This is a genomic window from Xenorhabdus sp. KK7.4 (assembly GCF_963876465.1).
GTDB lineage: Bacteria > Pseudomonadota > Gammaproteobacteria > Enterobacterales > Enterobacteriaceae > Xenorhabdus > Xenorhabdus stockiae.
In genome coordinates this window covers 39,759-66,724 of sequence record NZ_CAWNQF010000013.1, presented here as the reverse complement: position 1 = coordinate 66,724, position 26,966 = coordinate 39,759, and the positions used below count along the sequence as shown (strand labels likewise).

At 43.9% G+C, this 26,966-nt stretch carries 27 protein-coding genes; 23 read left to right on the top strand and 4 right to left on the bottom strand.

From position 1 onward, the window contains the following. Nucleotides 1-12: 12 nt before the first annotated feature. From AACS90_RS03340 to ybeD, 15 genes are all read left to right on the top strand, one after another. A complete protein-coding gene (locus tag AACS90_RS03340; protein ID WP_099121693.1) occupies nt 13-900 on the top strand; it encodes a glutamate/aspartate ABC transporter substrate-binding protein in 888 nt (295 codons plus the stop codon). Nucleotides 901-988: 88 nt separating this feature from the next. Continuing rightward, nucleotides 989-1,729, top strand: coding sequence for an amino acid ABC transporter permease (locus AACS90_RS03335; protein WP_099111156.1), 741 nt, complete (start codon nt 989-991; stop codon nt 1,727-1,729). Nucleotides 1,730-1,732: 3 nt separating this feature from the next. Next, entirely contained in the window at nt 1,733-2,407 is a 675-nt protein-coding gene (gene gltK, locus AACS90_RS03330) for a glutamate/aspartate ABC transporter permease GltK (protein ID WP_099121692.1), read from the top strand. Continuing rightward, nucleotides 2,407-3,132 carry an amino acid ABC transporter ATP-binding protein gene (locus tag AACS90_RS03325; RefSeq protein ID WP_099121691.1) on the top strand — a complete coding sequence of 242 codons (726 nt, stop codon included), beginning with the start codon at nt 2,407-2,409 and terminating at the stop codon, nt 3,130-3,132. The genes gltK and AACS90_RS03325 overlap by 1 nt, the downstream gene beginning before the upstream one ends. Nucleotides 3,133-3,446: 314 nt before the next feature. Beyond that, nucleotides 3,447-6,041, top strand: a complete 2,595-nt coding sequence (gene leuS / locus AACS90_RS03320) for a leucine--tRNA ligase (protein ID WP_099121690.1) — start codon at nt 3,447-3,449, stop codon at nt 6,039-6,041. Between the two features lie 16 nt (nt 6,042-6,057). After that, nucleotides 6,058-6,585 (top strand): LPS assembly lipoprotein LptE, encoded by a 528-nt coding sequence (gene lptE / locus AACS90_RS03315; protein WP_099111160.1) that lies wholly within the window; start codon nt 6,058-6,060, stop codon nt 6,583-6,585. Next, nucleotides 6,582-7,649 carry a DNA polymerase III subunit delta gene (gene holA / locus AACS90_RS03310; RefSeq protein WP_099121689.1) on the top strand — a complete coding sequence of 356 codons (1,068 nt, stop codon included), beginning with the start codon at nt 6,582-6,584 and terminating at the stop codon, nt 7,647-7,649. The genes lptE and holA overlap by 4 nt, the downstream gene beginning before the upstream one ends. Next, the gene (gene nadD, locus AACS90_RS03305; protein WP_099121688.1) at nt 7,633-8,319 is read left to right on the top strand and encodes a nicotinate-nucleotide adenylyltransferase; all 687 of its coding nucleotides are present in this window, start codon (nt 7,633-7,635) and stop codon (nt 8,317-8,319) included. Before holA ends, nadD begins: the two co-directional genes overlap by 17 nt. Before the next feature lie 98 nt (nt 8,320-8,417). Continuing rightward, entirely contained in the window at nt 8,418-8,744 is a 327-nt protein-coding gene (rsfS, locus tag AACS90_RS03300) for a ribosome silencing factor (protein WP_099111163.1), read from the top strand. A gap of 2 nt (nt 8,745-8,746) precedes the next feature. Next, nucleotides 8,747-9,217 (top strand): 23S rRNA (pseudouridine(1915)-N(3))-methyltransferase RlmH, encoded by a 471-nt coding sequence (gene rlmH / locus AACS90_RS03295; protein ID WP_099111164.1) that lies wholly within the window; start codon nt 8,747-8,749, stop codon nt 9,215-9,217. A gap of 36 nt (nt 9,218-9,253) precedes the next feature. Further along, nucleotides 9,254-11,182 (top strand): peptidoglycan DD-transpeptidase MrdA, encoded by a 1,929-nt coding sequence (gene mrdA, locus AACS90_RS03290; RefSeq protein WP_099121687.1) that lies wholly within the window; start codon nt 9,254-9,256, stop codon nt 11,180-11,182. A 4-nt stretch (nt 11,183-11,186) separates the two neighbouring features. Next, nucleotides 11,187-12,299: a peptidoglycan glycosyltransferase MrdB gene (gene mrdB / locus AACS90_RS03285; protein WP_099111181.1), complete on the top strand. Its 1,113-nt coding sequence runs from the start codon at nt 11,187-11,189 to the stop codon at nt 12,297-12,299. A 12-nt stretch (nt 12,300-12,311) separates the two neighbouring features. Then, a complete protein-coding gene (rlpA, locus tag AACS90_RS03280; protein ID WP_099121686.1) occupies nt 12,312-13,322 on the top strand; it encodes an endolytic peptidoglycan transglycosylase RlpA in 1,011 nt (336 codons plus the stop codon). 215 nt (nt 13,323-13,537) lie between these two features. Further along, nucleotides 13,538-14,746, top strand: a complete 1,209-nt coding sequence (gene dacA, locus AACS90_RS03275; protein ID WP_099121685.1) for a D-alanyl-D-alanine carboxypeptidase DacA — start codon at nt 13,538-13,540, stop codon at nt 14,744-14,746. A 108-nt stretch (nt 14,747-14,854) separates the two neighbouring features. Then, a complete protein-coding gene (gene ybeD, locus AACS90_RS03270; RefSeq protein ID WP_086953830.1) occupies nt 14,855-15,118 on the top strand; it encodes a DUF493 family protein YbeD in 264 nt (87 codons plus the stop codon). Nucleotides 15,119-15,231: 113 nt separating this feature from the next. Here the strand turns inward: ybeD and AACS90_RS03265 are convergent, their stop codons facing one another. After that, nucleotides 15,232-16,692 (bottom strand): TrkH family potassium uptake protein, encoded by a 1,461-nt coding sequence (locus tag AACS90_RS03265; protein ID WP_099121684.1) that lies wholly within the window; start codon nt 16,690-16,692, stop codon nt 15,232-15,234. Between the two features lie 180 nt (nt 16,693-16,872). On the opposite strand from AACS90_RS03265, the gene lipB reads away from it, so the two are divergent. The 3 genes from lipB (at nt 16,873) to crcB (ending at nt 19,005) form a co-directional block, all read left to right on the top strand. After that, a complete protein-coding gene (gene lipB / locus AACS90_RS03260) occupies nt 16,873-17,508 on the top strand; it encodes a lipoyl(octanoyl) transferase LipB (protein WP_099121736.1) in 636 nt (211 codons plus the stop codon). Between the two features lie 144 nt (nt 17,509-17,652). Then, nucleotides 17,653-18,618, top strand: coding sequence for a lipoyl synthase (lipA, locus tag AACS90_RS03255; RefSeq protein ID WP_099121683.1), 966 nt, complete (start codon nt 17,653-17,655; stop codon nt 18,616-18,618). 12 nt (nt 18,619-18,630) lie between these two features. After that, complete coding sequence (gene crcB, locus AACS90_RS03250; protein WP_099121682.1) at nt 18,631-19,005, top strand: fluoride efflux transporter CrcB; 375 nt, start codon at nt 18,631-18,633, stop codon at nt 19,003-19,005. A gap of 73 nt (nt 19,006-19,078) precedes the next feature. On the opposite strand, the gene cspE is transcribed toward crcB, so the two are convergent. Together cspE and AACS90_RS03240 are read right to left on the bottom strand one after the other, a co-directional pair. Beyond that, a complete protein-coding gene (gene cspE, locus AACS90_RS03245) occupies nt 19,079-19,288 on the bottom strand; it encodes a transcription antiterminator/RNA stability regulator CspE (protein ID WP_045969514.1) in 210 nt (69 codons plus the stop codon). A 197-nt stretch (nt 19,289-19,485) separates the two neighbouring features. Next, on the bottom strand, nt 19,486-19,962 hold the full coding sequence (locus AACS90_RS03240) for a methylated-DNA--[protein]-cysteine S-methyltransferase (RefSeq protein ID WP_099121681.1): 477 nt from the start codon (nt 19,960-19,962) through the stop codon (nt 19,486-19,488). A gap of 1,395 nt (nt 19,963-21,357) precedes the next feature. On the opposite strand from AACS90_RS03240, the gene AACS90_RS03235 reads away from it, so the two are divergent. From AACS90_RS03235 to emrB, 5 genes are all read left to right on the top strand, one after another. Further along, entirely contained in the window at nt 21,358-22,149 is a 792-nt protein-coding gene (locus AACS90_RS03235) for an AzlC family ABC transporter permease (RefSeq protein ID WP_099121680.1), read from the top strand. Beyond that, nucleotides 22,142-22,477: an L-valine transporter subunit YgaH gene (ygaH, locus tag AACS90_RS03230; protein WP_099121679.1), complete on the top strand. Its 336-nt coding sequence runs from the start codon at nt 22,142-22,144 to the stop codon at nt 22,475-22,477. The genes AACS90_RS03235 and ygaH overlap by 8 nt, the downstream gene beginning before the upstream one ends. 129 nt (nt 22,478-22,606) lie before the next feature. Next, nucleotides 22,607-23,134: a transcriptional repressor MprA gene (mprA, locus tag AACS90_RS03225; RefSeq protein WP_099121678.1), complete on the top strand. Its 528-nt coding sequence runs from the start codon at nt 22,607-22,609 to the stop codon at nt 23,132-23,134. 237 nt (nt 23,135-23,371) lie between these two features. Further along, nucleotides 23,372-24,568: a multidrug efflux MFS transporter periplasmic adaptor subunit EmrA gene (gene emrA, locus AACS90_RS03220; protein ID WP_099121677.1), complete on the top strand. Its 1,197-nt coding sequence runs from the start codon at nt 23,372-23,374 to the stop codon at nt 24,566-24,568. A 15-nt stretch (nt 24,569-24,583) separates the two neighbouring features. Beyond that, a complete protein-coding gene (gene emrB / locus AACS90_RS03215; protein WP_099121676.1) occupies nt 24,584-26,125 on the top strand; it encodes a multidrug efflux MFS transporter permease subunit EmrB in 1,542 nt (513 codons plus the stop codon). A gap of 71 nt (nt 26,126-26,196) precedes the next feature. On the opposite strand, the gene AACS90_RS03210 is transcribed toward emrB, so the two are convergent. Next, nucleotides 26,197-26,964: a thioesterase II family protein gene (locus AACS90_RS03210; RefSeq protein WP_339373601.1), complete on the bottom strand. Its 768-nt coding sequence runs from the start codon at nt 26,962-26,964 to the stop codon at nt 26,197-26,199. Nucleotides 26,965-26,966 lie beyond the last annotated feature (2 nt).

The window sequence follows — 26,966 nt, the reverse complement described above, 5'->3', positions numbered from 1 at the left end:
AAGGAGCTGTATATGCGTAAGTTGATGTTAGCCACAATGTTTCTTAGCGCGGTAGGAGCTGCCCATGCTGAGGAACTGACCGGCACACTGAAAAAAATTAAAGACAGTGGAGTTGTTGCTGTCGGGCACAGAGAATCTTCTGTTCCATTTGCTTATTATGATGGAAAACAGAATGTTGTCGGTTTCGCCCAGGACCATTCCAATTTAATCGTGGAAGCGATTAAGAAAAAAATTGGTGCTCCTGATCTGCAAGTTAAGTTAATTCCGGTTACTTCCCAGAACCGTATTCCATTACTCCAAAATGGGACTTTTGATTTTGAATGTGGTTCAACCACCAATACTCCCGAGCGCCAAAAACAGGCCGCATTCTCCAATACTATTTTTATCGTCAATACCCGCCTTCTGACCAATAAAGATTCAGGTATCAAAGGATTTGATGATCTGGGTGGAAAAAATGTTGTTGTCAGTGCCGGTACAACATCTGAAATGTTGCTGAATAAGCTCAATGACGAGAAAAAAATGAAGATGCGCATTATCAGCGCAAAAGATCATGGTGATTCATTCCGGACACTGGAATCAGGCCGTGCTGTCGCCTTCATGGTTGATGATGCGCTATTGGCAGGAGAGCGCGCCAAAGCGAAAAAACCTGAACAGTGGATTATCGTTGGTGAACCGCAATCTAAAGAAGCTTATGGCTGTCTGATGCGCAAGGATGACCCTCAGTTCAAGAAGCTGCTGGATGAAACGGTTGCAGAAATACAGACGTCAGGCAAAGCCGCAGAAAGGTTCGATATCTGGTTCAAGCAGCCGATTCCACCCAAAAATCTGAATATGAATTTTACTCTGTCTGATGAGATGAAAGAGCTGTTCAAAGCACCAAATGATAAGTCACTGAATTAATTATAAACCTAAAACCCCGATTTCATTGGCACGACGGGTATGAGGTAGCCGTTTCCTACCTCATTTTTATGTTTCAGGGAGCATATGTATGTCAATTGATTGGAACTGGGGCATCTTTCTACAGGAAGCGCCTTTTGGTAATACCACCTATCTGGGGTGGATCATTTCTGGATTTCAGGTAACTGTCGCTCTTTCAATATGTGCCTGGGTTATTGCATTTATTGTCGGTTCTTTTTTCGGCATTCTGCGAACTGTCCCGAATAAATTTCTTTCCGGGTTAGGAACCTGCTATGTCGAACTATTTCGTAACGTTCCCCTTATAGTCCAGTTTTTTATATGGTATCTGGTTGTTCCGGAATTCCTGCCCAAAAACCTGAGTGACTGGTTCAAAATGGACTTAGATCCTAATATCCAGTTTTTCCTTTCCTCATTGGTTTGTCTCGGATTATTTACCGCAGCACGAGTATGTGAGCAAGTCAGGGCTGCTATTCAATCCCTGCCACGGGGACAAAAAGCCGCAGGGCTGGCAATGGGGCTGACGCTGCCTCAGACTTACCGTTACGTTCTGCTACCCAACGCTTATCGTGTCATTACGCCACCTATGACCTCAGAAATGCTCAATCTGGTGAAAAACTCCGCGATTGCTTCAACTATCGGTCTGGTGGATATGGCAGCACAGGCAGGGAAATTACTGGATTATTCAGCACATGCCTATGAAACATTTACGGTTATCACACTGGCATATGTGGGTATCAATCTCGTGATTATGCTGGCAATGAGCATGCTAGAGAAAAAAATACAGCTGCCGGGCAACATAGGAGGGAAATAGAACATGTATCAATTTGACTGGAGTTCAATTGTTCCCAGCCTGCCGCTTCTGTTGGATGGATTAATCATCACCGCAGAGATCACACTGATAGCTATCGTGATTGGCATTGCCTGGGGAACCATTCTGGCAATGATGCGGCTTTCTTCCATTAAGGCTCTGAGCTGGTTTGCGGCCCTGTATGTTAACCTCTTCCGTTCCGTACCTCTGGTAATGGTATTGTTATGGTTCTATTTAATTGTGCCTAGCTTAGTTCAAAATGTTCTGGGTATATCACCAAAAACTGATATCCGATTAATCTCTGCAATGGTAGCGTTCTCAATCTTTGAAGCGGCCTATTATTCTGAAATTATCCGGGCCGGTATCCAGAGTATTTCCCGTGGTCAGTCAGCCGCATCGCTGGCATTAGGGATGACACACATGCAAAGTATGCGTTTGGTCATTCTGCCACAGGCATTCCGGGCAATGATACCGTTGCTGCTGACGCAGGGCATTGTATTATTTCAGGATACTTCTCTGGTATACGTATTGAGTCTGGCGGATTTTTTCCGTACAGCAAGTAATATCGGTGAACGTGACGGTACACAGGTTGAAATGGTTCTGTTTGCCGGGTTGGTTTATTTTATTATTAGTTTTTCCGCCTCGATGCTGGTTAACTATTTAAAGAAAAGGACTATTTAATGATCTCGCTGAAAAATGTATCCAAATGGTATGGCCAGTTTCAGGTGCTGAATGACTGTTCAACTGAAGTCAAAAAAGGCGAAGTCGTGGTCGTCTGCGGGCCTTCTGGTTCTGGCAAATCCACACTCATAAAAACGGTCAACGGCCTCGAGGCTGTCCAGCAAGGTGAAATTTCGGTCAATGGAACAAAAGTCAATGATAAAAAAACCGATCTGGCACAATTACGTTCCCAAGTCGGCATGGTATTTCAACATTTTGAACTGTTTCCTCATCTGTCGATCATAGACAATCTGACGCTGGCTCAGGTTAAAGTTCTCAAGCGCGATAAGCAGGCAGCAACAGAAAAAGGCCTGAAACTGCTAGATAGAGTTGGATTATCAAACCACGCCCATAAATTCCCTTCCCAGCTTTCCGGCGGGCAACAGCAGAGGGTAGCTATCGCACGTGCTCTCTGTATGGATCCGATTGCCATGCTGTTTGACGAACCCACTTCTGCCCTTGATCCAGAAATGATCAATGAAGTGCTGGATGTAATGGTTGAACTGGCTAACGAAGGAATGACCATGATGGTCGTTACCCATGAAATGGGGTTTGCAAAAAAAGTGGCTCATCGCGTTATCTTTATGGATGAGGGAGCAATTGTCGAAGACAGCAGAAAAGAAGATTTCTTCGTCAACCCTAAATCAGAACGCGCCCGCGATTTTCTGGCAAAAATTCTGCATTGATTACGTTCCTGGCCGGCGGTATCAACATACCGCCGGCTTTAAGCCACATCTGTGCCCGGTAGGAAAGATGAAGAGGGGTAAAAATTCACTAATTTTCTGTGTTGTGCCACTAACAGGTGTTGTTGCCCCTATTCCTATCCGCTATGCTATGGCATCTTAAATTTCATAAACAAACATACTCGCTATACCCAATAAATTTCGAGTTGCTTCGCGTCGGCAGGGAGTTAATCCCAGATAGCCCAACAAAGAGGCAGCCTGAAAGGTGAAGGGTATAAAGGCGTAGCATTATTACTCACCATAGGATCATCGGTGCCATGCAAGAACAATATCGTCCAGAAGACATAGAGCAACAAGTCCAGCTTCATTGGCAAGAGAAGCAAACTTTTAAAGTGACCGAAGACAGCAGCAAAGAAAAATACTACTGCCTGTCCATGCTACCTTACCCTTCTGGCCGACTACATATGGGCCATGTCCGTAACTACACTATTGGTGATGTGATTTCCCGTTACCAACGTATGCTTGGTAAAAATGTCCTGCAACCTATCGGTTGGGATGCATTCGGTTTACCGGCGGAAGGCGCGGCAGTTAAAAACAATACCGCACCAGCACCGTGGACTTATTCCAATATCGAATACATGAAAGGCCAGCTGAAAATGCTGGGATTTGGTTACGACTGGGATCGTGAAGTCACAACCTGTACACCGGAATATTATCGCTGGGAACAATGGTTCTTCACCAAACTGTATGAAAAAGGTCTGGTTTACAAAAAAACCTCTGCAGTGAACTGGTGTCCGAACGATCTGACCGTTCTGGCGAATGAGCAGGTTATTGATGGTTGCTGCTGGCGCTGTGACAGCCCTGTAGAACGTAAAGAAATCCCGCAGTGGTTTATTAAAATCACCGATTACGCAGAAGAATTGCTGAACGATCTGGATAAGCTGGAAGAGTGGCCTGAGCAGGTCAAAGTTATGCAACGTAACTGGATTGGCCGTTCAGAAGGTGCTGAAATCACCTTTAATGTTGCTGACAGTCAGGAAAAACTGACCGTCTATACCACTCGCCCGGATACCTTTATGGGTGCTACCTATGTTGCTGTAGCGGCGGGTCATCCTCTGGCAAAACAGGCGGCGGAAAACAATTCTGAGTTGGCAGAATTTATCAACGAATGCCGTAATACCAAAGTTGCTGAAGCAGATATGGCAACAATGGAGAAAAAAGGCATGCCGACCGGTATGTTCGTAATCCATCCATTAACTAACGAAAAAATGCCTATCTGGGTTGCCAACTTCGTTCTGATGGAATACGGCACAGGTGCAGTTATGGCGGTTCCGGGCCATGATCAGCGTGACTGGGAATTCGCAACCAAATATAACCTGCCAATAAAAGCGGTCATTCTGAACAACGAGGGTAATGTACCAAACGTTCAGGAAAGCGTATTTACCGATAAAAACGCGCTGGTCAATTCCGGCGAATTCAGTGGGCTGAGCCATGAAGACGGCTTCAATGCTATCGCTGATAAACTGGTTGAAATGGGTGTAGGCAAACGCAAAGTTAACTATCGCCTGCGTGACTGGGGAGTTTCCCGTCAGCGTTACTGGGGTGCACCAATTCCAATGGCAACACTGGAAGATGGTACAGTAGTTCCGGTTCCTGAAGATCAACTGCCGGTTATTCTGCCGGAAGATGTTGTAATGGATGGCATCACCAGCCCGATTAAAGCAGATCCGGAATGGGCGAAAACCACTATTAATGGTCAGCCTGCATTACGTGAAACGGATACCTTCGATACCTTTATGGAATCGTCATGGTATTACGCTCGTTATACCTGCCCGGATTATGATAAAGGCATGCTTGATCCTGCCGCTGCTAACTACTGGCTGCCAGTGGATCAATATATTGGTGGTATTGAACACGCCATTATGCACCTGATGTATTTCCGTTTCTTCCACAAACTGATGCGTGATGCGGGTCTGGTCAATTCAGATGAGCCAGCAAAACATCTGCTGTGTCAGGGCATGGTTCTGGCAGAAGCCTTCTACTACACTGGCAGCAACGGTGAAAAAATCTGGGTATCTCCGGCTGATGCTATTGTTGAACGTGACGAGAAAGGCCGCATCACCAAAGCAATGGATAGTGATGGTCATGAACTGGTTTATACCGGCATGAGCAAAATGTCCAAATCCAAAAATAACGGTATCGACCCACAACTTATGGTTGATAAATACGGTGCTGATACTGTTCGTTTGTTTATGATGTTCGCTGCACCACCAGAGCTGACTCTGGAATGGCAGGAATCCGGTGTAGAAGGGGCTAACCGCTTCCTGAAACGTGTATGGCGTCTGGTTCACGAGCATGTAAGCAAAAATGCTGACAAAGGCGAAATTCAGCCACTGGATATCACCAGCCTGACAACCGAACAGAAAGATTTGCGTCGTGACCTGCACAAAACTATTGCTAAAGTCACAGATGATATCGGCCGCCGTCAGGCATTCAATACCGCAATAGCCGCTATCATGGAACTGATGAATAAACTGACCCGCGCACCGCTGGAAACAGAGCAAGATCGTGCCCTGATGCAAGAAGCGCTGACAGCCGTTGTACGTATGCTTTCACCTATCACACCACATGCTTGTTTCGTGATGTGGAAAGCACTTGGTAATGAATGTGACATCGATACCGCTGCATGGCCACAGGCTGATGAAAAAGCCATGGTTGATGATACTAAACTGGTTGTCATTCAGATCAACGGTAAAGTTCGTGGCCGTATCACCGTACCGGCAGATGCGACAAAAGAATATGTTCAGGAGATGGCTTCTCAGGAATACAGCGTAACGAAATACCTTGAAGGCGTCAGTATCCGGAAAGTTATCTATGTTCCGGGTAAATTGCTGAATCTGGTCGTTGGTTAATATTATAGGAAAGAGTATGCGACATCGTATTTTCACGTTGTTGCTGGGGTTAGCGGTGCTTGTCACCGCTGGCTGCGGCTTTCATCTACGTGGCACAACACAGGTTCCCAAAGAACTCCAGACATTACAGCTAAACTCTGGTGATCCTTATGGGCCATTGGCACGGGCAGTACGTCAGCAGCTACGTCTGAACGATGTCAGAATTGCTGAACAGGCCAGTGCCTCATTGCCAATTCTGAAATTACTGGGTTCAAGTGAAAACAATGTCACGGTTTCAGTCTTTCAGGATGGTAAAGCGGCGGAACGCCAACTAGTGCTGGATGTTGATGCACAGGTTCTGATGCCAAATGGTAACATTTATCCACTAGAGGTCAGGGTTGAACGTTCGTTTTTTGATAACCCGTTGGAAGCACTGGCAAAAGATGCAGAAAACGAACTTGTTAAGCAGGAAATGCGTGAACAAGCGGCTCGTCAGCTGATACGCAAACTGCTGACAATTCAAAGTTCAGAGCAACCTAAATCTGCTGAAACACAAAAGCAATGATCAGACTCTATCCTGAACAACTTCTTTCGCAGCTCAATGAAGGGCTGCGAAATAACTACCTGCTATGGGGCAATGAGCCATTGCTGCTACAGGAAAGTCAGGACAGTATCCGGAAGGTAGCTGAGCAGCACGGCTTTCTGGAGCATTTCTCGTTTTCACTGGATAACCATACCGAGTGGGATGAAATCTTCAGTTTATGCCAGTCACTCAGCCTTTTCGCCAGCCGTCAGTCAATTACCCTGTTGTTACCTGAAAATGGTCCCAATGCTGCAATGGCGGAACGTCTGGCTAAGCTATCAGAATTACTGCATGACGATGTTTTGCTGATACTCCGTGGGCATAAACTGACCAAGGCACAGGAAAACAGCACCTGGTTCAAAGCGATCGGGAAAGATGGTGTTTATGTCAGCTGCCTCAATCCTGAGCAAAACCGTCTTCCTCAATGGGTCGCACAACGCGCAAAAAGCATGGGCCTGTCACTGGAAGATGAAGCTAACCAGTTACTGTGTTATTGCTACGAAGGAAATCTGCTGGCATTGTCACAGGCGCTGGAGCGGCTCTCACTGCTCTATCCTGATAATCGCCTGACGCTTCATCGGGTCGAAGAGGCTGTCAATGATGCGGCACATTTTGCCCCTTACCATTGGATCGATGCGCTACTGGCAGGCAAAGTCAAACGCGGATGGCATATCCTGAAACAATTGCGGCAGGAAGATACCGAAGAGATTATTCTGCTTCGTACTATACAGCGAGAACTGATGCTACTGTTAACCCTTAAGCGTCAGGAAAAAACAATACCTTTAAAGACACTGTTTGATCAACATAAAGTCTGGCAAAACCGTCGGATGCTTTTGACTTCGGCATTACAACGGCTATCACTGCAAGATCTGCACTCAGCTATACACTTGTTGACCCAGATGGAGTTGCGCATCAAACAGGATTATGGCCAATCTATTTGGGCTGACCTGGAAACTCTTTCTATGCTGCTGTTATACGGAAAAGACCTCGGGAAAACGCACGGAAAAATATTACCAGAGAGCTTTTTGAATGCTTCACACCACTAATTCATCCTTAACTCATCCATCGTTAAATTCACCGATTATTCATGCTTTATTTGGTGGTACTTTTGATCCCATCCATTATGGTCATTTACGTCCGGTAGAAGCATTAGCAAAACTGGCGGGGCTTAAACAGGTTATTCTGTTACCTAACCATGTTCCGCCACACCGCCCTCAGCCAGAAGCCACCGCTCAGCAACGGCTGGAAATGGTGCGTCTGGCAGTGCAGGATAATCCCCTGTTTACTGTTGATACGCGGGAATTGCAGCGCCAGACACCTTCTTACACTATTGATACATTAAAGTCATTCCGTGAAGAAGTCGGTGAGCAGTGTCCGCTGGCATTTATCATCGGGCAGGATTCCCTGCAATCCATTCATACCTGGCATCGCTGGTCTGAATTGCTGGATATCTGTCATTTACTGGTTTGCTCCCGTCCCGGCTATGCAAGGCAGCTTTCAACACCGGAAATGCAGGAATGGCTGGAACAGCATAAAATTGATACTCCCGCACCATTAAGTCATAAATCACATGGTTACATTTATCTGGCCGAAACACCGTTGTTGGACATTTCAGCAACCGATATTCGCCGCCGCCATCAACAGGGCTTAAACTGTGATGATTTATTACCCCCATTAATACAAAATTATATTGATTCCCAGCAGTTATATAGTTGATAGTTAAATCATATGTGATTTCCCGGCTCAGTAGCTTACGTTTATAGAGACGGGCATGCTATTATTCTGCGTTACTCAACTACTTTGATAAAATTAAGGTGATCCTTTTGCAAGGCACAGAACTACAACAATTTATTATTGATAAACTTGAAGATTCAAAAGCACAGGATATTGTTTCTATAGATGTTCGTGGAAAATCCAGCATTACAGACTGCATGCTGATCTGCACCGGTACATCAAGTCGCCATCTGATGTCAGTCGCTGACAATCTGGTTGATGACTGCCGCGAAGCCGGCATTATGCCTCTGGGTGTCGAAGGACAAGGGATCTCAGACTGGATTGTTGTAGACCTCGGCGAAGTAATGGTGCATGTCATGCAGGAAGACAGCCGCCGGATGTATGAACTGGAAAAACTCTGGAGCTGAGTTTGAAGTTACAACTTGTCGCTGTGGGAACAAAAATGCCGGACTGGGTACAGACCGGCTTCATGGATTACTTACACCGTTTTCCAAAAGATATGCCATTTGAACTGATTGAAATTCCGGCAGGAAAACGGGGCAAAAACGCAGATATCAAACGTATTCTGGAAAAAGAAGGCGAACAAATGTTGTCGGCTGTCGGTAAAGGCAACCGTATTGTCACGCTGGATATCCCCGGCTCCCGTTGGGAAACGCCCCAACTGGCACAACAGCTTGAACGCTGGAAACAGGACGGAAGAAATGTCAGTTTACTGATTGGTGGTCCGGAAGGGTTAGCCCCTGCCTGTAAAGCTGCGGCAGAACAAAGCTGGTCACTTTCTCCACTGACTCTTCCACATCCTCTGGTACGGGTTTTGGTTGCTGAAAGCCTATACCGGGCATGGAGTATCACAACTAATCACCCTTATCATCGGGAATAAATTAGGTAATCTATCACCGTGAATTCTGGTAATGGGATGAAGAATAAACGAACTCCTTTTCGCGATTATACGGCTGAATCAGCCCTCTTTATACGCCGCGCACTCGTGGCGTTTGTTGGCGTTATCCTTTTAACGGGGGTTCTGATTGCCAACCTCTATAATCTCCAGATCACCCGGCACGAAGATTACCAGACACGCTCAAATGGGAACCGTATTAAACTTGTTCCCATTGCGCCAAGCCGTGGGCTCATTTATGACCGTAACGGCACACTTCTGGCAGCTAACCGTACAATTTACCAATTGGAGATTGTGCCACAAAAAGTTGATGACCTTGATAAGACACTCAATGAGCTGCGTTCTATCGTCGGGCTAACTGATGAAGATATCGAAAATTTCCAAAAAGAACGGCGACGTGCCCGTCGTTTTACCTCAATTCCCCTGAAGACACCGCTGACTCAGGTACAGGTTGCCCGGTTCTCTGTTAATCAGTACCGTTTCCCCGGTCTGGAAATCAGAGGATATCAACGCCGCTATTATCCTTATGGCTCTGCCCTCACCCACGTTATCGGCTATGTATCTAAAATTAATGACAAAGATGTAGAACGGCTCGATCAGGAAGGGATATTACCAGATTATGCGGCGACTCATGATATCGGAAAACTGGGTATTGAACGTTATTACGAATCCATTCTGCATGGCAAACCCGGCTATGAAGAGGTTGAAGTTAATAACCGTGGTAAAGTTATCCGCCAGCTACACGAACAACCTCCGCAAGCGGGTAAAGATATTTATCTGTCAATCGACTTAGAGCTGCAAACTTACATTGAAAAGATCCTGACAACCAGCCGGGCCGCCGTTGTTGTTACCGATCCCCGGACTGGTGAAGTGCTGGCGATGGTATCGACTCCAAGCTATGACCCCAATCTGTTTGTTGATGGTATTTCCAGTAAGGATTATAAAGCGCTGCTCAATAACCCTGACCGCCCATTGATTAACCGTGCAACACAAGGCGCATATCCTCCGGCCTCGACAGTAAAACCATTTATTTCTGTTGCAGCGCTAAGCAGCGGTGTTATTACAAAGAATACAACTATCCACGATACAGGAAGATGGCAATTACCTAACTCCAATATGAGTTACCGCGACTGGAAACGTTATGGGCATGGCCTGCTGAATGTGCATAAGGCTATTGTTGAATCGGCTGATACCTTTTTCTATCAGCTCGCCTATGATATGGGTATCGATAGGATCTCCGAGTGGATGATAAAATTTGGATACGGTCAGTTTACCGGTATTGATCTGAAAGAAGAGACTGCGGGTAATATGCCAACCCGGGAATGGAAACAAAAACGCTATAAAAAACCTTGGTATCAAGGTGATACAATATCTGTCGGTATCGGTCAGGGTTACTGGACCGCTACGCCTATGCAGATGGTAAAAGCCCTGATGATATTGATCAATGACGGCGAGGTGAAAACACCACACTTTCTGTTGAAGACTCATCTGAATAATAGCGTCCATCCTTACCATCCTCCAGTCATTGAACCTATCGGAGATATTCATTCCGGCTATTGGGAGATCGCCAAAGAGGGAATGTATGGTGTTGTCAACGCCCCGAACGGTACGGCACGCAGATCTTTCGCTGGTACTCCCTACAAAGTCGCAGGCAAAACTGGTACAGCTCAGGTATTCAGGTATGAAACCTATAATGCAAGTAAACTTGCAGAACATCTGCGGGACCACAAGCTAATGATTGCTTTTGCTCCTTATGATAATCCAACTGTTGCCATCTCAATTATTTTAGAAAATGGCGGTGCAGGGCCATCTGTTGGCGCCATCGTGCGCCAGATTTTGGATCATATCCTAATCAAGAGTGATAAAGATCCTTCACCTACTGATCCTGCTGATAAAAACAGGTCACTACCCGCTGGGAAGCCAGCCAGCGGGACACGAGTTAATGAGTAATGCTATGACAGAATCGCAGAAAAAAGTTCCTTTCTGGAACAGAATACATATAGATACCCCGCTGCTATTGTGCATTCTGCTACTGCTTGCCTACAGCCTTTTTATTATGTGGAGCGCCAGCGGACAGGATGCTGGCATGATGGAACGTAAAGTCGGACAGGTGCTTATCGGGCTGGTGGTTATGGTAGCCCTTGCTCAGGTACCGCCCCGAATATATGAAAGTTGGGCTCCTTACCTTTACATTGTCTGTGTGATCCTGCTTATCCTTGTTGATGTTTTCGGGCAAATCAGTAAAGGGGCACAACGCTGGCTGGATCTGGGCATTGTACGTTTCCAGCCTTCAGAAATTGCCAAAATTGCGGTTCCTCTAATGGTGGCCCGCTTTATGAACCGGGACCTTTGCCCTCCTTCCCTGAAAAATACGGGAATTGCATTAATTCTGATTTTCTTACCGACCCTGCTTGTCGCGGCACAACCTGACTTAGGTACATCTATCCTGATCGCCGCATCCGGGCTGTTTATCCTGTTTCTGGCTGGCATGAACTGGCGCTTAATCGCGATTGCCGTTGTATTGGCAGCCTGTTTTTTACCAATATTGTGGTTCTTTCTGATGCATGACTATCAACGGGCCAGAGTCATGATGCTGTTAGATCCGGAAAGCGACCCTCTGGGAAAAGGCTACCATATCATTCAATCAAAGATTGCCATTGGCTCGGGCGGATTATTTGGAAAAGGCTGGTTACAGGGCACACAGTCACAATTAGAGTTTTTGCCTGAGCGTCATACCGATTTTATTTTTGCGGTTCTGGCAGAAGAACTGGGGTTAGTTGGTGTCATCGTATTGCTTGCCCTTTACTTACTGATCATTATCCGTGGGCTGATTATTGCAGCCAAAGCACAAAATACTTTCGGCCGTGTCATGGTTGGGGGGCTAATATTGATACTGTTTGTTTATGTTTTCGTTAACATCGGTATGGTTAGCGGTATCTTGCCAGTGGTCGGCGTACCCCTGCCACTAGTCAGCTATGGAGGCTCGGCATTAATCGTCTTAATGGCTGGATTCGGCATTATCATGTCGATACATACCCATCGCAAGTTATTATCCAAAAGTCTATGAGGAAGAGATTTCATGCGTCAACAATGGCTTATTCTCGGCATAGTGGCTGTACTGATTTCAGGCTGTACAACAAAAAATGAAAAAGGCGCCACCTCCGTTCTGCCCATTCCGACCCGTGATGTTTTAGGTGCAGAGCCTGTCTATGAGCCTTATCACCCCAGTGCTAATCAGGATTACACAAAGGACGGTGTGAATTATCACATCGTCAAGGATCCGGCCCAATTTACTCAGACAGGGTATGCCAGTGTATTTGGTGAAGAATCCACCGGAAAATTGACCGCGATTGGAGAACGGGATACTCCTTATGCACTGACAGCCGCCCACCCGACACTACCAATACCGGGCTATGTACGGGTTACTAATTTAAGTAATGGACGTATGATAATTGTCAGGGTTAATGATCGTGGCCCTTATAATAAGCCGGGAAAAATTATCGAATTATCACGGGCTGTTGCTGATCGCCTGAATTTAATGCCGCAAAGCAAAGTTAAGCTGGATGGCATTCAGGTTGCTCCTGATGGCTCACTTGCGGGGTTGGGTACAGAAGGTTCAACTATTATCAAACAAAGCTATGCCCTACCCGACAGACCTGCGCTGAATCCGTCATCATCAGCTTCTGCCTCCGGTTTATCTGAACAAACGCCCCCAGAACAGAATCCATCCGCAAATACTGTTAACACTGATAGTCAGAGCGCCTCACAACCTGAAAAGCCTGCTTCTGTGCAGGAAACCGTACAGGAGACTCCGGCACAAACAAAGTCAGTTGTCACATCTTCTGCTACACCAGAATCCGCTGACGTATCAGGTTATATGGTACAAGTTGGCGCGGTCAGTACCGAAGCTAAGGCCAGAGAGTGGCAGCAGTCGTTAAGTAAACGCTTTGATACTCCCGGAAGAGTGATTCAATTTGGTCATGTTTACCGCGTGCAACTAGGGCCTTTCAATGCCCGACAGCAAGCCGTAGAGTTACAAAAGAAATTAACGGATCAAATGCAGCAATCTTCCTTTATTACTACTCCGTGATTAGCAGCTCCCCACTGATATTTGCCTTTATTCAGGCCATTATTAGTGGGGAGAAACCAAGTAAAATACAGGCAGTCATCGAGTACAGCGCCATCGAGTAAAAAAGTGCAAATATACTTCTGTCCCGATTTTGTTTAATGTCACTCTTTTCGTCATTTGTTATGATGTGACTTATCTTTTATCAATGCTTCTTCACGGATGTTATCTAATCAATCATGAAATACATAGTTACTTCCCGTTTTATTAAAAATGCCACGCTGAGCATTGCTCTGGCAGCCAGTGCTTCTGCATTCGCCAACACTGAGGATAGCTTCAAAACCATGATCCCCGGTGTTCCACAACTCGATGCCGAAGCCTATATTCTGATTGATTACAATTCAGGAAAAATATTGGCTGAAAAGAATTCAGATGTCCGTCGTGATCCTGCCAGCCTGACCAAAATGATGACCAGTTATGTTATTGGTCAGGCTATTAAATCCGGGAAAATTAGCCCGAATGATATCGTTACCGTGGGTAAAGATGCCTGGGCAACAGGAAATCCTATTTTCAAAGGCTCCTCCCTGATGTTTTTAAAACCCGGCGATCAAGTTTCTGTTGCCATGCTTTCCCGCGGTATTAACCTGCAATCAGGTAATGATGCCTGTGTCGCAATGGCGGATTATGTAGCAGGTAGTCAGGATGCATTTGTCAGCCTGATGAATAAATATGTTCAGAGCTTAGGATTAAAAAATACTCATTTTCAGACGGTTCATGGTCTGGATGCAGCAGGTCAATACAGCTCTGCTCATGATATGGCTCTGATTGGTCAGGCGCTAGTCCGTGATGTACCAGATGAATACTCCATCTATAAAGAAAAAGAATTCACTTACAACAACATTCGCCAGCCTAACCGTAACGGCTTACTGTGGGATAAGAGCCTGAATGTTGATGGTATTAAAACAGGGCATACCAGCGGTGCAGGCTATAACCTTGTCTCTTCCGCCACAGAAGGTAATATGCGTCTGATTGCTACGGTGATGGGCAGCCCGACCTTCAAAGGCCGTGAAACAGACAGTAAAAAACTGCTGACCTGGGGCTTCCGTTTCTTTGAAACTGTTTCCCCTTTGCAGGCAGGTAAAGAATTTGCCTCTGAACCCGTCTGGTTTGGTGATAACGATAAAGTACAACTGGGCGTCGAAAAAGATGTTTATCTGACTATTCCTCGTGGTCGCCTGAAAGATCTGAAAGCCAGCTATGTTCTGAACAGCAATGAGTTACATGCCCCACTTCCCCAGAATCAGGTTGTTGGCACCATCAATTTCCAGCTTGATGGTAAAACGATTGAGCAACGTCCACTGGTCGTGATGCAGGAAGTGAAAGAAGGTGGTTTCTTTAGCCGTCTGATTGATTATATCCGTTTGATGTTCCATCACTGGCTTGGCTGATATCTTGAAAAATTAAAGTTAAACCACATATTCATATAACTTGTCAGAAAATAGTTATGCTACGGTAGAATGCCTGATTTTACCGTGGCGAATAAATCAGGAGTGCCCATGAAAACGAAATTAAATGAACTGCTTGAGTTCCCCTGCTCATTCACTTACAAAGTGATGGGCTTAGCTCAGCCTGAGCTGGTGGACCATGTTGTTGAAGTGGTTCAGCGCCACGCACCGGGCGATTACTCCCCAGATGTGAAACCAAGCAGCAAAGGCAACTACCACTCTGTTTCTATTACCATCAATGCAACTCACATTGAGCAGGTTGAAACACTGTATGAAGAGTTAGGCGCACTGGAACTGGTGCGTGTCGTGCTGTAATGCATCACTTTGTTAATCTGTGATTATTTCGACAAAGCGCTGGCAAAAAACCAGCGCTTTTCTCTATCTGATCTATCTAACCTGACTTTATCCGATTATCTGTTAATCCCCACTCAAAAACGCCAGAACGCTTTCGAACACAGGATCAAAATAGGATAGATTTCCAGCCTTCCCAATAGCATAGCAGCACACATCATCCATTTCGCTACTGCACTAAGATTGCCAAAACCTTGTACTGTATCGCCGTAACCTACTCCCATGTTATTGATACATGCAGCAACCGTGGCAAATGAAGTCACCAAATCATAACCAAGAAGATTTAGCGCCCAAATAAAGAAACAGCTACAAAAAACATATAAGAAGAAAAAGCCCCAGACCGAACGCAGTACCCTTTCCTGCACAGGTGCCTGACCCACTTTAATGGTTGAAATCGCATTCGGATGAATAAGTTGATTAATCTCACTGAAACTTTGTTTTGTCAGGATCAGGAAACGTAATGCTTTGATGCCTCCACAAGTGGAACCAACACAGCCACCAAAGAAACTGACAGCCAATAACATCAACATCGTATGGGGTGGCCACTGTGCATAATCGGAAGTCGACAGACCATTATCTGTCATCATTGAACTGGTCATAAAGAAACCATGCACAAATGCATCTTTCAGCCCATACATACCGGAACGGTATAACTCCAGCCAAATGATGCAAACTACGATGAAAAGTACCAATAAGAAAAATTTAAACTCTGCATTTTTCAGTAACGGTTTAAGGCTTCTCCGGGTCAGAATGACAAAATAAAGTGTGAAGTTAACTGCCGACAATATTGAAAAAACACCGCCCACCATTTCAATCAGGGAGTTATCATAATAGCCAAGACTTTCATTGCGGGTCGAAAATCCTCCCAGGGAAACCGTTGATATCCCATGACAAATGGCATCAAACCAAGACATCCCGGCAGCCCAGAAGCTGAACGAACATAGTCCACCCAATAACAGATAAACTACCCATAGGCTTTTGGCGCTATCAGCCAGACGTGGGGTCAATCTCTCCTCTTTAAATGGGCCCGGCATTTCTGACTGATAAAGTTTTACGCCACCGATGCCAAGTAGTGGCAGGATAGCCACAGCAAGAACAATCACGCCCAAACCACCGATAAAGTTCAACTGGGCACGATAGTAAAGAACGGATTTAGGTAGTGTAGAAACATCATTCAGTACTGTTGCTCCGGTGGTTGTAATACCGGATACACCTTCAAACATGGCATCAACAAGATTAATATTCAGGCTTTTATCCAGTACGAAAGGTAAGGCACTCAACAACGAAAAGAGCAACCAGAACAGGACGATAATAAGGAATCCGTCCTGAGTACTGGGTTGTATTTTTGTTTTTCGAGTGAAATACCACCCAACGCCGCCAAAAATCAACCCGATTATAAAAGTTTCTAAAAAAGCAAAAACGCTTTTTTCTTTATAAAATAGGGCAACAAAAGTAGGCAGCAACATTGAGAGGCTGTAAAGGAGCACCAGAGAACTGCAAAGATGCCCTACAATCAAAAGTTGGTTTTTTCTGACCATCTGTTAGCTCAAACAGAAAACAAGGAGGAAATCATCAAAATATATAACTATGATAATATAAAATTTAAATATATTCGTCTAATTAACATTATTCGTGTATTAGCGCATTGTGAACTGGTGAGAATCCTTTTAGAGCGTTATACTGGCGGGCAATTTTTGTTAACCGATGATGACAGTCCATTGCAACATAACACCGTTATTTTACGCCAGTTGGGTATTCAGCCCTACGAGCCGGTTTCTGAAGCCATGCACCAGTTCACCGAGCAACGGACAGCGGAAACTACCGATGAAATCTGGTTTGTCCAACATGAGAAAGTGTTTACACAAGGTCAGGCGGGTAAAGCAGAACATATAATTGCCGCAGGTGATATTCCTGTTATTCAGTCCGACAGGGGTGGGCAAATCACTTATCATGGTCCCGGGCAGCAGGTCATGTATATTTTGATCGACTTGAAACGCGCTAAGCTCGGGGTTCGTCAGCTAGTCACCGCGATTGAAAATACCGTTGTCGAAACGTTAGCTCATTTTGGCGTTGAATCTTATGCCCGGGCCGATGCGCCGGGGGTATATGTCAATGGTAATAAAATTTGTTCATTGGGATTGCGTATCCGCAAAGGGTGCTCTTTTCATGGGCTGGCATTAAATATTGCAATGGATTTACAGCCATTTTTGCGCATTAATCCATGTGGATATGCAGGTATGCAAATGACCCAGCTCAGTGACCTCGTTACCGGGATCACGGTTGAAGATGTACAGCCCGTTCTGGCACAAAAATTCTGCCAGATCTTGGGATTCCAACTCACCGATGAAAGATGATATAATTTTTTAACATTTTTCAAAAAAATTTGAATAGTCTTATTGCCCCGATGAATTTGATGCTGAATTTATTTTATTAATCAGCAAAATAGCAATCAGGCAATAAATTACAATCTGAAGAATATAACTGGAACCAGCACGATTATGAGTAAACCAATTCAGATGGAACGTGGTGTCAAATACCGCGACGCAGATAAGATGGCTTTAATCCCTGTGAAAACAGTGGTTACAGAACGTGAAGCACTCTTGCGTAAACCTGAGTGGATGAAAATCAAACTTCCTGCGGATTCCAGCCGCATTCAGGGAATCAAAGCTGCAATGCGCAAAAATGGGCTGCACTCCGTCTGTGAGGAAGCCTCCTGCCCTAACCTTGCAGAATGTTTTAATCACGGAACAGCAACCTTTATGATCCTGGGTGCTATTTGTACCCGTCGCTGCCCGTTCTGTGATGTGGCACATGGCCGACCAAACGCGCCTGATGCTAATGAACCGATTAAACTTGCGCAAACCATTCAGGATATGGCGTTACGCTACGTCGTTATTACGTCAGTTGACCGTGATGACTTACGTGACGGCGGAGCACAGCACTTTGCTGACTGTATCACTGCGATCCGTGAAAAAAATCCATCAATTAAAATTGAAACTCTGGTACCGGATTTCCGTGGTCGTATGGATCGCGCACTGGAAATTTTGACCGCAACACCACCTGATGTGTTTAACCACAATCTGGAAAACGTACCACGTATGTATCGTCAGATCCGTCCGGGTGCTAATTATGAATGGTCATTAAAATTACTGGAAAGATTTAAAGAAGCTCATCCGGATATTCCGACCAAATCTGGCCTGATGGTAGGTTTGGGAGAAACTAACGAAGAAATTCTGGAAGTGATGCGTGATTTGCGCAGACATGGCGTCACCATGCTGACATTGGGGCAGTATTTACAGCCTAGCCGCCATCATTTACCTGTACAGCGTTATGTCAGCCCGGCAGAATTTGATGAAATGAAAGAGGCAGCCTTAGAAATGGGCTTTACCCATGCAGCCTGTGGCCCGTTTGTTCGCTCATCTTACCATGCAGACATGCAGGCCAAAGGTATGGAAGTCAAATAAGCGATACCACTACTGATGAATCTTGTTCTTGCTGTATTTATCGGTGGTGGCATAGGCAGCGTCTTACGCTGGTTTATCAGCCTCCGCCTGAATCATATCTCAGCGCCGATTGCCGTCGGGACCCTGACGGCTAACTGTGTTGGCGCATTTATTATCGGGCTGGGGCTGGCTTATTTCAGTAAAGCAACACATATCGATCCCGTCTGGAAACTTCTGTTAACAACAGGCTTCTGTGGTGGCCTGACGACGTTCTCTACATTTTCTGCTGAAGTGGTTTATTTATTACAGGCAGGAAAAATCAGCTGGGCGTTGGGCAGCATTCTGGCGAATGTAATTGGCTCATTATTGATGACCATGCTCGCCTTTGCTGTGATAAACAAACTCTGAGACAGCGAGCGAGTATCAGGAAACATAAAAAAACCCGTTTTTATAACGGGTTTTCAAAATACGGGATTAGAAATTAGATCGCGACAACGTTTGCAGCAGATGGACCTTTCGCACCCTCGGTGATTTCAAATTCAACTTTTTGGCCTTCTGCCAGTGTCTTGAAACCATTTGATTGAATGGCGGAAAAGTGTACAAAAACATCTTTGCTACCATCTTCTGGAGTGATAAAACCAAATCCTTTAGATTCGTTAAACCACTTAACGTTACCTTTAATTTTAGACATCAAACTTACCTTTAATAAAAATGACACAAACTCCGTGCTACATACAGTACAACAAATAATATAGCTTACTGTCTGCAACCTAGATCACGAAATATATAACAAAATGCGAAAAACGCACGTTTTGTTTAATTTCATTGATTTATTTTATACGCCAATCGCCATTTCACAAATCAATTGGCGTTTCATTTTAGTTTTGTTTACTTTTTTACCTTCTTTTTCTTCTCGTGCTCCAGCAGCCATTCCTTAATATTCAGCCCCCCTGTATATCCGACTAACTTACCATCATGGCCAATTACCCGATGGCAGGGGACAATCAGTGAAATAGGATTACGTGAGTTCGCCATACCAACGGCACGACAATAATTTACCGAACCCAGTGTTAGTGCTAATTGTTTGTAACTCCACATCTCACCAAATGGGATATTACAGAGCTGCTTCCAAACCCGCTGCTGAAATTCAGTTCCCTGCATACTTAAAGGAACCGTAAATGTATCTCGCTTTCCTTTAAAATATTCTTGTAACTCTTTTACACACTGCTTAGTTATCGCATTTTTAGATTCTAATTCTTTCTTTTCATTAACAAAATAAATACTAGTAACGCCTTCATCATTAGCAGTGACGTGCACATAAGGTTTAGGAAAACCTTCTGGAGTATTCAGATAATGGTGATACATAAACTACCTCCATTTAATTTATTGTTAATAATTTCTGCACTATTTCTATACTAGCCTAAAGCTCTCCTTCATCAATTTGCAATGATGAATTCAGTTACACATCTGACAATTTGATAAAGAAACCATACCGCCTACTGATAATAAAAATCAGAGGTTTGCCAATAAGATATAATACCTTACTTTTAATAACACACATTCAAAAAAGATAAAAACACCATATATTGACACAAAAAATAAATACAAATCCATATATAGTATCGTTCTCATAAAGAGATTATCAAAGTGTAATGCATCAATACTCTTTTTTATTCTTCAATAAGTGCCCGGATCAATAAAGAATTTTACCAGAAGAGTGATAATTTATGGCAAACACCATTGGATCCCGGGTAGTTATACTCATCGAAAATCAGATGCAAACACTTTTCATCTGGCAGCGATAACAAATAAATCTCAACGTATATCCTCCCCCAGAAGAGATAAACTCCTGAGGAGTTATTTTTCATCCCAGCCATGACATCAATATTTTTTCTATTAAATCACGCTGTCTGCAATGAAAGATTCAAATTAAGTCTTAAATGCAAACAGTTATCTACAAAACAGATTATCTTTTGATTAACAATAATAAACAATAATTTGTCAGCATATCTCAACGCTTCGGTATATAGCTTGGAAAATTTATCTAGATTAAGCCATTAAAGAGAATATACCTTTTCACAAAGCTAAATATTTATTACATGACAATTAAACCCAAAGTTAAGAATTTATATAACGTATTCAGTTATTGTCCAATAACAAGCTGTTAATTTATTGAAATTCAACTACGATAAATCTGAACATTTGCAAAAAAAGCAGGATGTATGTCTTCATAATCGCCTGATAAAACTGTTTAAAAACCAGAAAAATATCAATAGACAAGATAATTGTATAAGTTCAGATAACTAATGACGGGAAATTCTCCACAATAAAAACAGTATAATTTCCGATCAGGCCAATTTTCCCTCATGCCATATTTAAATGCGGCAAAGAATATAATCAGGGTATATACATTGGTGAGAAAATTTAGAGCCCGATAAAAAAAACACCGGAAAAAAGAGATTCATGGTGATGCAGAAAAATGATAGCTCAGACAGGGATCCTGTTCAGACAACATTCAATACGCTCTTCTCCAGAGTAACCAGAAAATCCATAAAGCAAAAATCCTTTCCTCTGCTCCTGTTCGTAGCCACACATAAATTTATTAACAAATCAACACCCATATCTCTGGTTACTCCATTTTTTCGATCAAAATCATTGTTCTCAATAATATTTATTAAATAATTTAGACATTTCACATTTTCACTTTTATTATATTTTGTTAATGTTGTTTTACCTGTTAACAAAAAAATAAATTACCCTATGTCGATACCTGATACACCCGTGCCCGATAGCTTAAGTTCAGACACGCCGATAAATGACCACACTATAACAGGCAAAAGTTCCTCATTTATTGAAGGTATTTTTGATAGTCTCCCCATTGTCATCGGCTATATTCCCATCTCTTTTGCTTTCGGTCTAAGTGCAGTCAAACTGGGTTTTTCTCCTCTCGAAGCCATATTTTTTTCGTGTGTTATCTACGCAGGTGCCAGCCAATTCGTCATCACAGCATTACTCAGTGCAGGTACATCTTTATGGATTGCAGCCCTGACGGTTATGGCGATGGATATCCGCCACATTCTGTATGGCCCAGCCTTACGCTATCGGCTCAAGCAAAAGTTATCCCAAAAGAAAACGGTTATTTGGGCGTTTGGATTAACCGATGAAGTTTTCGCTGCTGCTACAACGAAATTAATAAAAGATCAGCGCAGCTGGAGCGAAAACTGGATGGTCGCCATTGCCATGTGTTCGTGGCTGTCATGGGTATTGGGCACAGTAGCGGGCGCATTACTGGGTAATGGTTATCTCGAATCTTACCCCGCTATTGAAGCAGCAATGATATTTATGCTGCCAGCCCTGTTTTTAAGTTTTCTGCTCTCTTCCTTCAAAAAACAAAATAATTACTGCGTTATTGCTTCTCTGGCAGGCGCGTTAATAGGTGTCATGTTTTTTTCTATCCCGGTTGCCATTCTGGCAGGAATTATTGGTGGCTGCTTAGGTGCTCTTGTACAAGCTCACCTAACTCAAGTGGGGGAAAAAGCATCTCATGATTGATCATAAGATATTCATAATTGGAATGGTTGTAGGAATAGCAAACTTTTTGTTCCGCTATCTGCCACTGTGCTTTGGCTCGAACCGTTCTCCCGGCGCAAAAATGGGAAACATCGGGATCATATTGGACAGTATTGGAGTGGCATCAATTTGTTCGCTCCTCATCGTTGCAGGAATTCCTGAGGTGATGCGGGCACATAACAAGTTTTTTCCTACACTGTTGGGCTGTCTGGCTATCGGTATATGCTTCTATAAGACGCGTAGCATTATCATATCTACACTGTCCGGAGCAGCCATTTTTGGATTAACATTCAAAGTATTTATGAATTAGGTATCAATATTAAAAGAAATATGATGATAATAAATAACTATAATTGCTAAATTTAACTTTTAATATAGTATTTGTATGGTTTTTAACAGAAGTTACTTTACCGGTTGAAACTAATAAGGTATCTAAACAATGGAAAGTTCATTCACTCCCACAGAAGAGTTGCTTAATTGCCGTGTTGCACAGCAAAAAGAGTTGAACAAAAGTTTGCCCTATCAAGAGATATTACTGACTCGCTTATCGATGCATGTCCAGAGTAAGATGCTGGAAAATAGAAATAACATGCTGAGAGCTCAAGGAATCAACGAAACCTTGTTTATGGCACTGATGATCCTGGATACCAAAGAAAGTCGCAGCATTCAGCCATCAGAACTTAGTGCAGCGTTGGGTTCTTCTCGTACAAACGCAACTCGAATTGCTGATGAATTAGAGAAGCAAGGCTGGATAGAAAGAAAGGAGAGCCACAACGACCGCCGTTGTCTCCATCTTCATCTGACAGAAAAAGGTACAATTTTTTTGAATAGTTTACTCCCGCCTCAGCATGAGTGCTTGGTTAAACTTTGGTCTGCCCTTGATCTGGAGGAACAAAAACAATTAGAGAATTTGATGAGAAAATTGCTGACACAGTTGGATAATATTGGGGATTGTTTGAAAAAGTGATTGTTTCTCCCTGAATAGTACTGAGTCAAAAAATCACATTATGGCAATATGACCTAAAAAAACTTTTCCGCTAGCCTGTATCATTTGATACTTCATATGGCTAACGATTATCCTCTGATAATAATCAATCCCATAAGTCTATCTTTTCCAGTAGTGTCATCTACACTACTGGAATTGAATGGTTTTTATGATATTTATGTCATACAGCAACATAAACAGAAATTACGGAGATTCACTATGAGTTCTAGTGAGGGAAATCCAGTACCACCAACTTCGAATCAACCTCAAAAAAATATGAGAAACAAAAAACGCTCTCGTAGCAATGCATTGATTTTAATCTCTTTATTATTTCTCATCGTCGGAGTTATTTACGCCATTTACTGGTATCTCTTCTCGCGCCACCAGCAAGAAACGGATAACGCCTATGTCACAGGCAATCAGATTCAGATCATGTCTCAGGTGAATGGCAGTGTCACCACGGTCTATTTTGATAATACCGATTTCGTGAAAAGTGGTAGTGTTCTGGTCCAGCTCGATCCTAAAGATGCAGAACTTGCACTGGAAAAAGCACAGAATGGACTTGCCATGGCGGTTCGGAACACTCAGCAGCAGATAGTTAATAGTGAAAAATATCAGGCAATCATTGCACAGAAAAAAATTGCCCTCAGAAAAGCACAGAATGATTTTGACCGCAGGAAAATACTGGGTAGTCGAGAAGTAATTGGTAAAGAAGAGCTACAACATGCTTATGAAAGTGTCGCGCTTGCTCAGGCAGATTTGAATGTCGCAATTGAACAGTACAATAGTAATCAGGCTGTTATTTTGCATACACCGCTGGAAAAACAACCCGCAGTGGAAAAAGCAGCCTCCGATGTCCGTGATGCCTGGCTGAATTTACAGAGAACCAAAATTATCAGCCCTGTAGACGGGTATGTTTCCCGCCGTAATGTACAGATAGGCTCCCGTATCAATACAGGAACGCCTTTGATGGCTATCGTACCCGCCACCGGCATGTGGATTGAAGCCAACTTCAAAGAAACCCAGCTCGTTAATATGCGGATTGGTCAACCAGCAAAAATCGTCAGCGATTTTTACGGTGATAAAATCGTGTATAAAGGAAAAGTTGTCGGCCTTGATATGGGTACAGGCAGCGCATTTTCTCTGCTACCTGCTCAAAATGCCAGTGGAAACTGGATCAAAGTTGTCCAGCGCCTGCCTGTCCGCATTGAAATTGACTCAGAAAACCTGATAAAACATCCTCTCCGCATCGGGCTATCAACAAAAACCACCGTTGATACAGCGGATACCAACGGAATTGCCTTATCCACTACTGAACGCATTAAACCAGCCTATCACACAAATGCGTTGGCGATAGACATGTCTCCTGCAAACAAAATAGTTACTGACATCATTAATAGTAACTTAAAGAATTAATTATAAGGGGGAGCCATGGTAACACGAGCACCACTTACAGGCGCAAAACTGGCGTTAGTGACCATTTCTCTCGCAATGGCTACTTTTATGCTGGTCTTGGATTCAACCATTGCCAATGTTGCCATACCAACTATTGCGGGGAATTTAGGGGCATCAAACTCCCAGGGAACATGGGTTATCACCTCATTTGGGGTTGCCAACGCCATATCCATCCCCATTACCGGCTGGCTGGCAAAACGCATTGGTGAAGTCAGGCTGTTCATCTGGTCTACAGCACTGTTTACCCTCTCTTCATGGCTGTGTGGGATCTCAGGCAGCCTTGAGATGTTAATCGCTTTTCGTATTATTCAGGGATTAGTAGCAGGCCCAGTGCTTCCGCTTTGCCAAAGCCTGTTATTGAATAACTACCCACCAGCCAAGCGGAATATGGCGCTGGCACTCTGGTCGGTCATGGTGGTGGTTGCTCCCATTTGTGGCCCGATACTGGGCGGTTATATCAGTGATAACTACCACTGGGGCTGGATTTTCTTTATCAATGTCCCTCTTGGTATCGGAATTATCTTTGTCACAATGAAACTCCTGCGAGACAGGGAAACCAAAACAGAAATTAAACCGATTGATACAGTTGGTTTAATTTTACTCATCGCAGGTGTCGGATGCTTACAGATCATGCTTGATAAGGGTAAAGAGCTGGATTGGTTTAATTCGACTGAAATTATTATTCTGGCAACTATCGCTGTTATTTCATTAGTACTTTTAGTCATATGGGAATTAACCGACGATAACCCCATTATCGACCTTTCATTGTTCCGGGAGCGTAATTTTACTATCGGAACATTGAGTATCAGCCTCGCCTTTATGTTGTATTTCGGCAGCATCGTTCTGCTACCGCAGCTACTACAGGAAGTATTTGGCTATACCGCAACATGGGCCGGTTTTGCAGCCGCCCCGGTGGGGATACTCCCGCTGTTACTGTCACCACTTTTCGGTAAATATGGTCATAAAGTTGACATGCGTATCCTCATCACCTTCAGCTTTATTGTTTATGCTATCTGTTTTTACTGGCGGGCATATACATTCGAACCAGGAATGGATTTTGCGGCGGCGGCATGGCCCCAATTCTTACAAGGGCTTGCGATGGCCTGCTTCTTCATGCCACTGACAACCATCACTTTGTCAGGTTTGGGGCCTGAACGCATGGCATCCGCTTCCAGCCTGTCAAACTTTACCCGTATATTATCAGGCTCAATTGGTACATCGATCACAACCACACTGTGGACACAACGTGAATCGATGCATCATGCAAACTTTACCGAGCAGATCACCCCGTATAACCCCAATTATCAGCAGGTTCATCAGCAACTCTCTCAATTGGGAATGAATGATCAGCAAATTGCCGCCTATCTGGCAAAAGAGATCACTCATCAGGGGTTGATCATTTCAGCTAATGAAATTTTTTGGATTTCAGCAGGTATATTCTTGATCCTGATATTACTTATCTGGATGGCGAAACCACCTTTTGTAGCAGGAAAACAGGGTAGTGGCGGAGCACACTGAGCGGATTTTATATTTCCGTTCATGGTTTTTCCGACAATTGCCGCTCATTCTCTGACTGAAAGAACCCGGGATCATTCGGGTTCTTCAGGCAGTGACGCTAACACAATTTCAATAACTTTCTCTTTATTTTTATCAATAAAAAAATGACCGCCGTGAACATATTGTACGGTTACACCTTCACTGGATAATTCTGACCAGGCATAGAGTTCAATTGGTTTAATGTCCGGGTCTGAATCTCCGCTTAAAACGGTTATCGGGCTTTTCAACAAGCACCGTTTTATCGGATAAGTTTCGGCCATTTTAAAATCAGCCCTTAAAAGCGGCAGCAAGAAATCCATCAGTTCCCTGTTTAACAGGACTTCATCCGTAGCACCATTCATTTCCCGTAATACACAGATAAATTCATCATGCGGTAAGTCGTGAGTTACGGGGTAATTATGTCTCAAATGCGGAGCTGTACAGCCTGATGCAAACAAATGCACAGGAACCGGATAACCACGGGATTGAAGTTTGCAGGCAAGCTCAAATGCCACCCGGGAGCCCAGACTGTGTCCGATGAAAGCATATGGGATTGTCGTAATAAATTCTGCATGAGCCACTAACTCATCGATTAGTAATTGCAAATCTTCATATGGCGCTTCATCAATCCGGGTTGTTCTACCCGGCGGCTGTACGGCAACAATTTCAATATCATCCGTAAAATATTTAGCCCAGTCATGGTACGTCTTGGCAGAGCCTCCCGCATAGGGAAAACAGAATATTCTCAGCCTCGGGTTATGGATCGGCTTAGGTATAATAAATAGCTTATTACTCTCCAAACTTCCCTCCTGTTTTTCCATAA